Annotated in this window: 12 protein-coding genes and 2 tRNA genes; 4 read left to right on the top strand and 10 right to left on the bottom strand. The window is 67.2% G+C overall.

Going from position 1 to position 13,050, the window contains the following annotated elements; genetic code table 11:
• The first annotated feature begins 328 nt into the window (after positions 1–328).
• Positions 329–856, top strand: coding sequence for an MFS transporter (locus GSE44_RS25270; protein WP_201305970.1), 528 nt, complete (start codon positions 329–331; stop codon positions 854–856).
• 38 nt (positions 857–894) lie between these two features.
• Complete coding sequence (locus GSE44_RS25275; RefSeq protein WP_235924617.1) at positions 895–1,284, top strand: MFS transporter; 390 nt, start codon at positions 895–897, stop codon at positions 1,282–1,284.
• A gap of 57 nt (positions 1,285–1,341) precedes the next feature.
• Here GSE44_RS25275 and rpoH read toward each other — a convergent pair whose 3' ends face one another.
• Together rpoH and GSE44_RS07625 are read right to left on the bottom strand one after the other, a co-directional pair.
• The gene (gene rpoH, locus GSE44_RS07620) at positions 1,342–2,226 is read right to left on the bottom strand and encodes an RNA polymerase sigma factor RpoH (RefSeq protein ID WP_201305972.1); all 885 of its coding nucleotides are present in this window, start codon (positions 2,224–2,226) and stop codon (positions 1,342–1,344) included.
• A 275-nt stretch (positions 2,227–2,501) separates the two neighbouring features.
• On the bottom strand, positions 2,502–3,494 hold the full coding sequence (locus GSE44_RS07625; RefSeq protein ID WP_268893631.1) for an RluA family pseudouridine synthase: 993 nt from the start codon (positions 3,492–3,494) through the stop codon (positions 2,502–2,504).
• Between GSE44_RS07625 and GSE44_RS07630 the strand changes: the two genes are divergently transcribed.
• Positions 3,481–3,771 carry a DUF6476 family protein gene (locus GSE44_RS07630; RefSeq protein ID WP_159348187.1) on the top strand — a complete coding sequence of 97 codons (291 nt, stop codon included), beginning with the start codon at positions 3,481–3,483 and terminating at the stop codon, positions 3,769–3,771. The two genes, GSE44_RS07625 and GSE44_RS07630, sit on opposite strands and share 14 nt — an antisense overlap.
• A gap of 120 nt (positions 3,772–3,891) precedes the next feature.
• A tRNA-Glu gene (locus GSE44_RS07635) sits at positions 3,892–3,967 on the top strand.
• A gap of 1,016 nt (positions 3,968–4,983) precedes the next feature.
• Here GSE44_RS07635 and GSE44_RS07640 read toward each other — a convergent pair.
• From GSE44_RS07640 to infA, 8 genes are all read right to left on the bottom strand, one after another.
• Positions 4,984–6,114 (bottom strand): Bug family tripartite tricarboxylate transporter substrate binding protein, encoded by a 1,131-nt coding sequence (locus GSE44_RS07640; protein WP_235924615.1) that lies wholly within the window; start codon positions 6,112–6,114, stop codon positions 4,984–4,986.
• A gap of 586 nt (positions 6,115–6,700) precedes the next feature.
• A complete protein-coding gene (locus GSE44_RS07645) occupies positions 6,701–7,777 on the bottom strand; it encodes an IS5 family transposase (protein WP_159348188.1) in 1,077 nt (358 codons plus the stop codon).
• A gap of 228 nt (positions 7,778–8,005) precedes the next feature.
• The gene (locus tag GSE44_RS07650; protein ID WP_235924616.1) at positions 8,006–9,988 is read right to left on the bottom strand and encodes a response regulator; all 1,983 of its coding nucleotides are present in this window, start codon (positions 9,986–9,988) and stop codon (positions 8,006–8,008) included.
• 535 nt (positions 9,989–10,523) lie between these two features.
• A tRNA-Phe gene (locus GSE44_RS07655) sits at positions 10,524–10,599 on the bottom strand.
• A gap of 76 nt (positions 10,600–10,675) precedes the next feature.
• Positions 10,676–10,849, bottom strand: a complete 174-nt coding sequence (yacG, locus tag GSE44_RS07660) for a DNA gyrase inhibitor YacG (protein ID WP_159348190.1) — start codon at positions 10,847–10,849, stop codon at positions 10,676–10,678.
• On the bottom strand, positions 10,839–11,969 hold the full coding sequence (locus GSE44_RS07665; protein WP_159348191.1) for a ribonuclease E/G: 1,131 nt from the start codon (positions 11,967–11,969) through the stop codon (positions 10,839–10,841). The genes yacG and GSE44_RS07665 overlap by 11 nt, the downstream gene beginning before the upstream one ends.
• A gap of 35 nt (positions 11,970–12,004) precedes the next feature.
• Positions 12,005–12,568, bottom strand: a complete 564-nt coding sequence (locus GSE44_RS07670) for a Maf family protein (RefSeq protein ID WP_235924619.1) — start codon at positions 12,566–12,568, stop codon at positions 12,005–12,007.
• 110 nt (positions 12,569–12,678) lie between these two features.
• A complete protein-coding gene (gene infA, locus GSE44_RS07675; RefSeq protein ID WP_007003972.1) occupies positions 12,679–12,897 on the bottom strand; it encodes a translation initiation factor IF-1 in 219 nt (72 codons plus the stop codon).
• Positions 12,898–13,050 lie beyond the last annotated feature (153 nt).

The raw sequence follows: 13,050 nt of genomic DNA on the forward strand, positions 1-13,050 counted from the left end.
GACGGGTTTGCGGCGGCGCGGGCAGAAGGCGCCGACCGGCATTCCGCCCGCAAGCGTTAGCGTCATTCAACGCGCCCTTGGGCTGTGTTTAGCCCGGATCGAGGCGCCCTGCGCATGAATCCCGAATCGCCTTCCGCGTGGCGGCTTGCGCCCTTCGTATCGATTGTGCTGGCTGGTTTCCTTGCCATCGCGCTGCCATTGCCCGTGCTGTCGCTGCGCGTGCATGACGAGTTGGGGTTCAGCCTGGTGACGGCCGGCTGGGTGGTGGGGCTGCAATCGCTGGCGACCATCCTGACCCGGCAGTTCGCCGGGGCGCTGATCGACCGGCGTGGGCCGCGATATGCGGCAAAGATTGGGCTGCCTTTGGCAGCAATGGCGGGGGGTGGCCTATCTCGTCTCCTCCTTTATCGGGGACCGCACCGCCTCCATCGCCGTGCTGATGCTGGGGCGGCTGATGATGGGGCCGGCGGAGAGCCTGTTTCTCACTTCGGCCATGAGCTGGGGCATCGCGACGCTGGGGGCGCGGCGCACCGGGCTGGTGATGACCTGGCAGGGGATCGCCATGTTCACCGCGCTCGGCCTCGGAGCGCCGGCGGGGCTGTTCGTCATGGGGCGATTCGGCTTCCAGGGCGTGGCGGTGGCGACGATCCTGCTGCCATTGCTGGCGTTGTGCGTGGCGCTCTCGCAGGCGGAGGCGGCGCCGGCTGCGACGGGAGGGCGCGCATCCTTCCTGGGGGTGGTCGGGCTGGTTTGGCGACAGGGGGTCGTGCTGAGCCTTGCCACGGCGCCGCAGGCGGTGCTCGGGAGCTTTATCGCCCTCTATTCGGCAGCCGGGGCTGGGCGGGGGCGGGGCTGACCCTCACAGGCTTCGGGATCGGCTTCATCCTGGTGCGGATGTTCTTCTCGCACTTGCCTGACGGGCTGGGCGGGCGGCGTGTCGCGGGCTGGTCGCTGGTGGTGGAGGCCTTGGGGCAGGCACTGCTCTGGGTAGCTCCGAACGCTGAGCTGGCGCTGCTGGGGGCGACACTCACCGGGGCGGGATTCTCGCTGATCTTCCCCTCGATGGGGGTGGATGCGGTGCGGCGCGTGCCGGCCGCGAGCCGTGCGCTGGCCATTGCGAGCTTCTCTGCCTTCTTGGACCTCGCTGTCGGACTCTCGGCGCCGCTGGCGGGGCTGATCGTGGGACTGGGCGGCTATCCGGCGGTGTTCCTGGCCGGCGGGCTGGGGTGCATTGCCGGGGTGTTGCTGCTGATCGGGCGGGACAGCCCACCGCGCGAGGGCTGACATGCAATGGGGCGGCGGATTGCTCCGCCGCCCCATTGCACTTCCATCCGGACCGGGTCAGACGACGGCGAGCCTGCGCTCGACGATCTGGGTCTTCATGTTCTTCTGCAGCTTCTCGAAGGCACGCACCTCGATCTGCCGCACCCGCTCGCGCGAGATGTTGTACTGCTGGGACAGCTCCTCGAGCGTGGTCGGCTCATCCTTGAGGCGGCGCTCGATCAGGATGTGACGCTCACGATCGTTCAGCGTGCTGAGGGCGCTGTTGAGCAGGTCGCGGCGGTTGGTCATGTCCTCCCGGTCCGCGAGCTCCTCTTCCTGGCTCTCGCTGTCATCCACCAGCCAGTCCTGCCACTCTCCCTCGCTATCCGAGCGGATGGGCGCGTTCAGGCTGTTGTCGGGGCTGGCGAGGCGGCGGTTCATCGAGACCACGTCCTGCTCCGGCACCTGGAGGACCCGGGCGATCTTCTCCACCTGCTCGGGCTTCAGGTCGCCCTCCTCAAGGGCGGCCATCTGGCCCTTCAGCCGGCGCAGGTTGAAGAACAGCTTCTTCTGCGCGGCGGTGGTGCCCATCTTCACCAGCGACCAGGAGTGCAGGATGTACTCCTGGATCGCGGCACGGATCCACCACATGGCATAGGTGGCCAGGCGGAAGCCGCGGTCCGGATCGAACCGCTTCACGGCCTGCATCATGCCGACATTGCCCTCGGAGATCAGCTCACCCACCGGCAGGCCGTAGCCGCGGTAGCCCATGGCGATCTTCGCGACGAGGCGCAAGTGAGACGTGACGAGCTTATGGGCCGCGCCTTCGTCCTGGTTGTCACGCCAGCGCTTCGCGAGGTTCAGCTCCTCCTCGGGCGCCAACATCGGGAATTTCCGGATCTCCTGCAGGTAGCGGGAGAGGTTGCCCTCAGGGGCCATGGGAATCATTGAAGTGGAAGCCATGAACGCATTTGCCTCCTGAACCGGCCGGGCTGCCCCCGGGGTTGGCGGGCGCGCGGACGGTCGAAAAGCGGCACGAAGGACCGTGCCTCACTCTCGCGCGCTGGGCCCTAGAGCCTCTTAGAAACGCCTGCCGTCCCCAAGGTTTTCGCGGTCGCGAAAGGAGATTGGCCGAAGTTCCTTGCAGAGCCCTTACGCGGCGCCCAGCGGCGAAAGCTGACGAGCTTGTAATCTATGCGCCGGCCGGACGCAAGGAAAACCGTACCGATACGGTCGTGTTACACACCGTCATCGAGGGTCACGATGAGGGCGGCCATGTCCGTGGGCAAAGGAGAGGTGAAGGACAGGGGCTGGCCGGTGACGGGGTGGCGGAAGCCAAGAGACTGGGCGTGCAACGCCTGCCTAGGGAAGGCCAGCAGCGCGTCACGGGAGGTGGCCGGGAGGCCCCGTGCGGTAGATGGGGTCCGGCGGAGATAGACTGGATCCCCGACCAACGGGTGGCCGATATGCGCCATATGCACGCGGATCTGGTGAGTCCGGCCGGTGGCGAGACGGCATCGGACCATGGCGCAGGCGGTGCCCCAGGCACGTTCGGTGGCGTAGTGGGTGAGGGCCTGCTTTCCACGGGCCACGACTGCCATGCGCTTCCGGTCGGCTGGGTGGCGGCCGATGGGGGCGTCCACGCTACCGTTGGCTGGGGAGGGGGTGCCCCAGGTGAGGGCGAGGTAGCTGCGCTCCAGGTCGCGCTCGGCGAAGGCGGTGGAGAGGGCCTGGTGGGCGGCGTCTGACTTGGCGACGACCATGACCCCGCTTGTGTCCTTGTCGAGCCGGTGGACGATGCCGGGCCGCTTCTCACCGCCGATGCCGGACAGCTCCTCCCCCGCATGGGCGAGGATGGCGTTGACCAGCGTGCCGTCCGCATGGCCGGGGGCTGGATGGACGACCAAGCCCGCAGGCTTGTCGAGCACGATCAGGTCCCGGTCCTCGAAGAGGATGGTCAGGTGCATGGCCTGAGGAAGGGGGGTGGCGGGCTCGGGTGGGGGCACCGTCAGCGTATAGCGGGCGCCGGGGCGGAGGGATTCGGAAGGATCATCGGTGGGTTTTCCGTCCCGCGCGGCATGGCCGGCTTCCACCAGCGCCTTGACGCGGGACCGGGAGAGACCGCCCATGCCGGCGAACGCCCTGTCCAGCCGGTCTCCGGCCTGTTCGGCGGTGGCGGTGAATTCCAGGGTTTCGGCCGAATTAGCGGAGGGTTCTGTGCGCGCGCTCAAGGTTCTCGTCATCGGGATGGGGGTGCTGATCGTCGCCGCCAGCGTGACGTTGGTTGTGATGATCGTGCAGCGTGCCGGCAAGGCCATTCCTGCCACGCCGGCCGGGCCCGTGGCGGAGATGTCGCTCGGGCAGCCGGCCGGAACGCGGATCGGGGGAATTGCCGCGGGCGCCGAGGGGCGGGTGGCGGTTTGGGTGCAGCGGGCGGATGGGGACCGGCTGGTGATCCTGGATACGCGGAGCGGACGGGTGGCGGGGGAGATCCGGGTGGGGGAGTGAGGGTGGGGTGCCGGTATGCGGCGGCCTCAAGTTGGTGCGGAAAAAGAGTTTGAAAAAGCGGCGGGGCCCGGGTTGATCCCTCTGCACTTCGCGGATAGAAGGCCGCCTCCCGCAGGCCACGTCCCCATCGTCTAGAGGCCTAGGACACCGCCCTCTCACGGCGGTAACAGGGGTTCGAATCCCCTTGGGGACGCCAACCGGCGTTGATGTTGTTGGGTTTTTGCGAGGTCCTACTCCCGCACCCTACAATCACCCCGCAATCTGCCTTGAACCTCGGCCGACACAGCAGTCCGATGTCACTTGCTTTTCACCAGTGAATAGCAAAGGTGAGGGCGCGCTGGCGGATTGGGACAATACCCACGGGACCGAGACATTCCAGGGCTGATCACGATCGGCCTCGAAGCCCTGAACATGCTTGGCCTGATTAACGGCGGCGCCGCAGTGGCTGTCCTGACGTATCTCGGAAACCTCGCCAGCAAGCCGGTCTCGGAAACCTCGCCAGCAAGCCGGCTGCACCTCGTATCCTCTCGGATATCCAGTGGCCGCAGATAGCCTATGGCTCAGATGTGTTTGCCGTCGGGTTGGCCTTTGCCCTGGCCTACTCAACCCAGCTCATCCTCTACGGCGAGAGCACACGGCAGATCGCGGAAGGCTGATACAAAAGGCCACTCTGCTTCGGGCTCGTTGTCGCCCTGGTTGCTGCGGTAGCATTCGGCGTGGGTAGCCTCTGGGCGGCAGAGGCGCTGACCCGGGCAGGGTGGCCCCGACGGGTCCCTCGTAAGGCAGGGACCGTTGCGGCCTGCTTCGGGTGGTCGCGAGGCGGATGCCCATGATTCCCTTGTGTCTGGCAGGGTGCTGAAAAGTGCTGCCGAAGGTTAGCCGGTTCGGGCTTCCAGGAGGGTATTTGCCGTGTGTACGGCTTGGAGCGGGAGCGTCTGCCAAAGCAAGGAGGGTCTCGTTGCAGGCCCTGGCCAGACTGACTGTGAGGGAGTTTCTCGGGCAATGAAAAGCGGTGAACACAAGCCCGGTGCTCCGGCTGTGCGGGAAGCGTACCGCTTCGGCGATCCATGGCCGGATAAGATCACCTTATTGGCCCGCACTGGCAATTACGAGCAGGCTGCGACGCGACTGATATCACCGCCGAGAGGTCGTCAGGAACAAGAGACGCTACCATCCGCCCCTGACGCCCAGAACTCGGTTATGCCCCCGTTTCTATTCCAACCGTGCGCCGGAGATTCGCACCACCTCCCGCCACATTGGTCGCTCGCGTTCGACGCGGGCGCTCACCTCGGCAGGGGTGCTCCATACGCAGCGGGCGCCGGCGCGTAAGAACCGCTCCTGCATTGCCGCGTCCTGGCCGATCTCACGCATCGTCGCCGCAGCACGTTCCACGATCGGAGCGGGGACGCCTGCGGGAAAAGCCATGGCGCACCAGCTGGTAACCACGAAGTCGGGCACCCCCACCTCTGCCATGACCGGGACGTCGGGCAGGGTCGGCCAGCGTTCAGCGCCCGTGATCACGAAAGCCTTCATGCGGCCTTCCTGGATGACGGGCACATAGCTGGCGAGGTTGTCCATTGCGCAGTTCAGGTCGCCGGCCAGCATTGCGGGGATGATCTGCGCCGCGCCCCGGAACGGCACGTGAGTGCCGTCAATGCCGAGACGGTTCGTGAACAGCGCCCCGCTGAGATGCGCGGTGGTGCCGACGCCCGGGGAGCCGTAGCTCATGCCCCCGCGCTGCGCCTTCGCCCAGGCGACGAACTCCTGGAAGTTGTTTGCCGGATTGTGCTGGGCCGAGACGACCAGGACGTTCGGCAATTCCCAGTGCATGGAGATCGGCTGGAAATCGCGCTGCGGGTCGTAGGGAAGCTTGCTGTAGAGGAACTGGTTGATGTGCCAGGCGCCGAGCGTCAGTGGCGCCATGCTGTATCCATTGGCTGGGGCCTTGGCTAAGGCATCGGCGCCGATGTTACCGCCTGCGCCCGGGCGGTTTTCCAGTACGAAAGACTGGCCGAGCTTCTGCTGCATCTGCTCGCAAAGCAGCCGGCAAAGCACGTCGGTCGACCCGCCGGGCGGCCAAGGCACGATGACGCGAACGGGGCGGTTCGGCCAAGCATCCTGCGCCGCGGCGGGACGCACGAACGGCGCGGCGATTGCCGCAGATAGTGTCACGCGACGGGTTATTTGCATCTGTTTCCTCCCAGTTGTTGGAGGAACGATACGCAGGCTCGCCGCGCAGAGCCACGATTCTGTTAAAGGTCGGCCGATCGCCTCGGCCAACATGGGCGCGGCGTGGAACTGCAGGCCATAGGTGCGGCCGTTGACCCATGTGCCTGTGCGCATCGACCTGCGGAATGCGGAGGCCGTTCTCGACGCTGTGGTAGGTCGCCCGCTCGCCCAAGCCGGCCAGGCTTTGGTGGGGGTGGACTGAGCCGTCACGGAAGTTATCTGCCTATCCATCGTCAGGCCAGAGGAGCGTGACGCACTGGTCCAGCCGGATACTCCCCGCACCCCTTTCAGGCCGCCCCACAGGAATAAGCTTGGCAATGTCGCTTGGTGGATCTTTGGAGATCATCCAAAGGGCGGCCATGATCGACCAGCTCGTCAGCACCGAGAGGACCAGCCAAGCGAAGGATGTCCGGGCAGCGGTGGGCGGTCGTTACGGCGCGATCTTCCCCTCAGAGGGCCACCTGTTCGACCTTGTCGAGCCGCAGGAGACTGTCCGGCGGCAGGCTGGTATGCTCTCCCGGAAGCAATCTCGACCCCTTCCGCGAAGGTGGGTGGTTGTGACAGCTGGACACCTCGAAGTACCCGCTGCTGAGTGGCCTTTGTGAGCGGGATGGTCGCCTGTGGTCGTGACGCGCCCCTGCTGAGGGTGCTGGATGATGAGCTTGGCGTGTTCGGCACCGCTTTTTATGGAGTCGCGGAGCTATGCGGGCGCAGTTCGGGTGCTGAGCCAGGCCAAGCGGGTGAAGTTGTAGGCCAAATTGGCCATGCCGATCTTCACCTGCGCGCGGGCCAGGCCGATGCTGCGGACGAACAGCGCCATGCGATGCTTCTGCGCGGCAAAGACGTGCTCGATGCCGGAGCGGATCCGGGCACGGGCGGCATTGGCCTTGGCCTGAAGTTCGGAGAGCCCGCGGCGCGGTGGCCGGCGGAACTGGATGCGCTCGCTCAGACCGCGCCTCTCCAGCACCTCCAGATTGCGTTTGGTGCGGTAGGCGGTGTCGGCCCAGACGCGGCTGGCGGTGTTCCCGGGATCCAGCAGGGCCGGAAAGCTGCGGCTGTCGTGCTGGGCGGCATCGGTCACCGTCCAGCGGCGGATCAGCCCATGCCGCCGGTCGATGCCGATGTGGCTCTTGTAGCCAAAGACCGGCACCGCGATCTGGATGGCCTGGCGCGGCGTGCCTTCCGACTTGGGCTTGGCCCTGCCGCGCTTGAGGGTCCAGCGGGCATCCTGGTCCTTCTGTGCCCGCTTGGCTGGAGACCAGTCCGCGGGTGTACCGCCCTCCCGGATGATGGCCTTCTCCTCCAGGGTAAGCTTCTGGCGCGGCGCGGCGATGATCGTGGCGTCGATGATCTGCCCGCCCATGGCCAGGAAGCCCTGGTCCGCCAGCACCGAGTCAAAGCGGCGGAACAGCCCTTCGATGGCGCCCGCCTGCTTGAGCCGTTCGCGGTAAAGCCAGATCGTCTTGGCATCCGGCACTGCCTGGTGCAGGCCGAGGCCCGCGAAGCGCATGAAGCTCAAGCGGTCGCGCAGCTGGAACTCCGCCTGCCCGTCGGAGAGGCTGTAGAGCGCCTGAAGCACCAGGATGCGGAACATCCGCACCGCGTCATAGGGTGGGCGCCCGCCGCGGCTGCGATCCGACCGCGCCAGGGCCGCATCCAGCACCGGGCGGAAGACCTCGAAGTCGACCACCGCGGCGAGGCGTTCCAGCGGGTCGCCCGCGGCAGAGAGGGCCGCATACCGCTCGTCGACATCGAAGAAGCCCGGCTGATCCGCCACTGCCGCTGTCTCCGCTGACCGAGGCCAGTGAATCAGTTCGGCGCAGCAAGCGCGAGGTTTTTAGAGGTGTCCAACTTATTCGGCTTGACTGACGGTGTCCACGGTCAGGGTTCACGAGCGGAGCACACGCCACTGCCAGCACCGCCTGTCTACTGGCCTAAAAGCCGTGATCAGATCCACAGTCCATGGCCATGGGCTAGCGCGTACCCAAATGGAGTGGTGGGCCCGTTATGAGGCAGCGGCGCCATTCAACAGCGTGGCGGCATGGGCAGCGACTTCGTCAGGATCGATGGGCTTTCGCAACAGGATCAGAGGTCCTTTCCCGCTTGCTTCGGCAAGATCTTCCGTGTCCGCGTCTCCAGCATAGCCGGTTACCAGAAGGGCAGGCAGGCCGGGGCGCCGCTCCCGCGCTGCACGAAGCAGTTCAAGGCCATTCATTCCCGGCATAGCCAGATCGGTGACCAGCAGATCACACTGGCCCAGCCGGATGAGCGCTGCTGCGCCATCCTGCGCTTCATCCACCCGGTGCCCATGGTCGCGAAGCGCATTCGCCAGGACAGCACGAACCTGTGGTTCGTCATCGACAACCAGGATGCGTCCCGAAAGTTCGCTCGATCGTCCTGCCGCGATGGGGCCGGCCGGAGTCCGGGCGGGGCTGGCTTCCGCCGCCGTTTCCCCGACCGCGCAGGGCAGCCAAAGCGTAATCGTCGTTCCGTGGTCGGGTTCACTCTCAATCCTGAGGGCGCCCCCGGATTGCTCTGCGAAGCCCTTGGCCATCGCCAAGCCCAGCCCGGTTCCATCGCCTTTCGGCTTGGTGGTGAAGAAGGGTTCGCCGGCGCGCGCCAGAGTCGTGGCGTCCATTCCGGTACCCGTGTCGGTGACGGCCAGGCGGAGATAGACGCCTGGCCTGAGGCTTGGCACGCTTCCCAGATCGGCCCAGTTGTCTTCCGCCGCTGCGGAAAGAATGAGGTCGCCGCCACCCAGTGGAGCCATCGCATCACGGGCGTTGACGGCTAGATTGACCAGAACCGTCTCCAACTGACCAGGATCGGCTAGGACCTTCGGCAGGGTTGGGCTGGCCTCGATCCGAACCCGGATATTCGGCCCTATTGTATGGGTGAGCACCTCTCGCAGCCCGTTCAACAACTCTGAAACATCGACCGGGACAGAACGCAGCTCGCCTCGCCGGGCAAAGGCGAGCAACCGCCGGGTGACGGACGCGCCTCGCTCCGCTGCCTCGGCAATCATTCCGGCAAGCCGCTCTACGGCCTCCGGGTCCCTCTGCCGGCGCTGCATGCTCCTCGCACCCCCAAGAATGGCCTGAAGCACGTTGTTAAAATCGTGGGCGATGCCTCCGGCTAGCCGCCCGAGCGCCTCCATTCGCTGCGCCTGTGCCAGCTGCTCCAGGGCTGCCTCGCGTTCGTGCCGTGCCAGTTCCAGCGCCGACCGCGTTCTTTGTCGCTCGATCCACAGCAGCAGCAAGGCGACGACGGCAAGGGCCAGCAGCGAGATGCCTCCTGCCGCACCGCGAAGCGCGGGCCGGACGAAGGCCGTGCGGACCAGTTCCTGCTTCTCGTCCAGGAGAACCGAAACGACAAGCGGAAGACCGGCGGGCGAACGATAGGCGGTCAGCTTCGGGCGGCCATCGAAAACACTGCGGGGGATCCATAGGCGGCCTGTCGGTGAGGCTTCGAGCGCCTGCCTCAAGGCTGCCTCCGACGGGATCACCTGGCCAAGTGCCTGCAGCACATCCCGGCTCCGGGCAATAATGATCCCATCCTGCCGCAGGACGGTTGCGCTGCTGCCAGCACCGAACTGCAGGGCCGCGAGTTGCTGCGAGAGCTCCACAGGGTCCATTGAGACCACGGCGACCCCGGCGAAGTCTCCTGCCAAGCTCCGGAGCGGACGTGTGACCTGCACGCTCCACTGGTTCGAGACGCGGCCGACCACAGGCGCGCTGATAAAAAGTTCCCGGCGCCCTTCCCGATGAACACGGAAATGCTCGCGATCACTGAGGTCGACAGCTTGCCAGTCGGGCACGGACGACCAGGCCAGCCGACCTTCGCGTTCGATGATGCCGACCTGGAGCACGCCGAACCGGCCTCGCCGAGCGATGTTGATGAGCTGTGCCTCGATGGCATCAACCCCACTGCGATCGCCGGCTTCCAGGAGCTGCTGGCGAGCCTGCGCCAGGTCGTGCAGGCCCTCCACGGCTTCGAAGGTGCGGAGCAGGCTCTGCTCGATCGTCTCGGTGGCCACTTCGGCCCGCGACCAAGCAGCGGCCTTGGCCTCCTCCTCCACACGGCGGGCATAGCGCTCGGCGGTGAACCAGGCCGCGCCGGAGCAGATCGCCCAGCAGGTCATCATCACGGCCCACACCCTGCGCCGAGGCAGGGCGGTCAGAGCCTTCAACGCTCGTGCATATCGTTCGGATCGCAAAAGATGCCTGTCGCAACACCATGGGCAAGGCAAGGGAGCCTGCAGCCACGGAAGGCTGTACTGGAAGCGAGCTCATCGAGCCATCGGCAATGATGCAGGCAGACAGCCACGATGGAAGCCGTCGCACCCCTGTGGAGGACCACTGGGGCCGCCGTGCTAGCTCTGTGCTAGCAGCATTCTGGCTGCTCGGCAGGGCGCTGAAAAAGAAGGCCTAAAAAAAACCTGCTGTGCTAGAATTGTGCTAGCACGTCTGACCCTCAACCCCCGGAGGGGTGCTCTACTAAGCTACTGATTAGTTAGAAGAGAATGGTGCCCAGGAGTGGAATCGAACCACCGACACTGCGATTTTCAGTCGCATGCTCTACCAACTGAGCTACCTGGGCCCAAGCGAAGCGGCAGTTGCCGCCGGCAGAGGTCGCGGGGGATAGACGATGCGTGCGTACCTGTCCAGGGGCCGCGTCATCGTTCCGCCTCGTCATCTGCCTCGTCCGCGGGCCCGGCCGGAATGGCATAGGCGCCGCCCATCCAACGGCCGAGATCCACGTTCCTGCATCTGACTGAGCAGAAGGGCCGCGTGGCATGCTGGGTGGGCTTGCCGCAGACGGGGCAGGCGGGGGTCTTCTCAACGGGCACGGGGCAGGGCGTCCTCGATCACTTCCTCTCCCGGCGCAAGGGCCGGATCGGTCACGAGGGAGATGGGGTGCGCCGCCTGGGCGGAGAAGTGCTCCAGCGCCCCGGGAAGCTCGCGCAGCGCCGCTAGCACGCGCGGATGCGCCCGCAGGGACAGCGCCGAGCCGGGGCGCGAAGCCGCCTCTCGCATCGCCTGACGCAGCGCCGCGAGGCCGTGCGCGAGGGGAGACAGCGGATGCCCCAGCACCTCATGCAGCGGCGGGTGAATGCGCGTGCGGACCATCTCCATCAGCCCGAGGCCGGTCAGCCCCACTACCCGCAGCAGCGGATCCCCGCTGGCGGCCGAGCGAAGCGCCGGCAGCAGAGCCGCGCGCGACTTCGCGGACCCTCCCGCCAGATCCAGCAGGATCGGCCCCGCCAGGTGGCGCAGCCGGATCTGCCGCGCGGCCTCCGCGAGGGCGGCCGCGTTCACCGCGCGATGCGCACCCGAATCGCGGCCGGCGGCGGCACCCGTGTCCACGTCTAGCGCCGTAAGCGCCGGGGTCGGATGGATCAGCAACCGCCCGCCGCCCGGCAAGGGCACCTCGGGGGAGGCCAACTGGTCGAACTCCGCCTCCACGGCCTCGTCGAAGGCCGGGTGAGGCAGCAGGCGCAAGCGGTCCGGGCCCAGGGCCTGCCGCAGGCGGGCCGCCTCGCCAGGGTGGTCGGACAAGATAGGGGCGGAAGGATGCGCCGCCGCCAGCCGTAGCGCGGCGTCCGGACCGTGGCGCAGCAGGCGGGGAGGACCTTCGCGTGGCAGGTCCTTGGGCAGGCCGGTCCCGGCCAGGCGCGGTCCCTTGCCCCCCTGGGCCGCACGGGTAACGCGCAGCGGCAGGAAACTGCCCTCGTGCCGCCCCTCGCCGCCCTGGGCATCAGGCAGGAAGCCGCTGACCCCTCCCTCCAGCGCAACGAAGGCGCCGGACAGGGCGGGCATGCGGGCCGCGATGCGGCCGATATGGATGTCGCCGACTCCATCGGGCCGGGACGGCCGCTCGATGAAGGCCGCCTGAAGCGCGCCATCCCGCCAGAGCGCGACACGGCGCTCCCCGGGCGAGGTGGAGACAAGAATGGAGGCGTCGGACATGCCGGGCTACCGCGCGGCGGCGCGCGGGCCGGGGTTCACGGCCGCAGCCACCCCACGCCCCGCAGCAGCTGCGCCGTCTCGAAGAGGGGCAGCCCAACCACGTTGGAATGGCTGCCGGAGAGGAAGCGCACGAACACCTCCGCGCTCTGGTGGATGGCATAACCGCCGGCCTTGCCCTCCCACTCCCCGCTGGCGACGTAATGCTCGGCCTGGGCATCGGTCAGCCGCTGGAAGGCGATGGTGGTCTCGACCAGCCGCGTCCGCAGCGTGCCATCCGGGGTGATCAGCGCCACCCCCGTGGTCACGCGGTGCCGGCGGCCGGAGAGGAGATCGAGGAAGCGCCGCGCCTCGGCGGCATCGGCAGGCTTGCCCAGGATGCGACGGCCGACGCCGACCACCGTATCCGCGGCCAGCACCAGGGCCCCAGGTGCGCGCGCCGCGACCGCCTCGGCCTTGGCGCGTGCCAGGCGCTGGGCAAGCTGGCGCGGCTGCTCGGCCTTGCGGGGCGTCTCGTCCACATCTGCGGGGTCGACACGGTCGGGCTGGATGCCCAGCCTTGCCAGCAGGTCCAGGCGGCGCGGGCTGGCGCTGGCGAGAATAAGGGGCGGGCGGGGGGCGCTGGCCCCATCGGGCGGGCCCGCGGAAAGCGGCCCGGAAGTCCCGTCGGCTGAAATTCCGGCGCTCGAAGCCCCTTCGCTCAAGGCGAAGCTCACTTGAAGCGGAACGTGATCCGGCCCTTGGTCAGGTCATAGGGCGTCATCTCGACATTCACCCGGTCGCCGGCCAGCACGCGGATGCGGTTCTTGCGCATCTTCCCGCTGGTATGGGCCAGGACCATGTGTTCGTTGTCGAGCTTCACGCGGAACATGGCGTTGGGCAGCAGCTCAACCACCTGGCCGCTGAACTCGATCATGTCTTCCTTCGACATGCGTATCCTTCATCTCATCGCGGGAGCGCCGCGACCCCGCTGTGATGAAGGGGCGGCGCATGATCAGCGGGCAGCGCGGTTGCGCGTCCGGCCCGGCACGCGAACAGGCGCGGGCCCGAAGCGGGACCGCGCATTGTGTGTCAGAGCGGTCGG

Source organism: Muricoccus harenae (assembly GCF_009848505.1).
In the GTDB taxonomy this organism is placed as follows: Bacteria; Pseudomonadota; Alphaproteobacteria; order Acetobacterales; family Acetobacteraceae; genus Roseomonas; species Roseomonas harenae.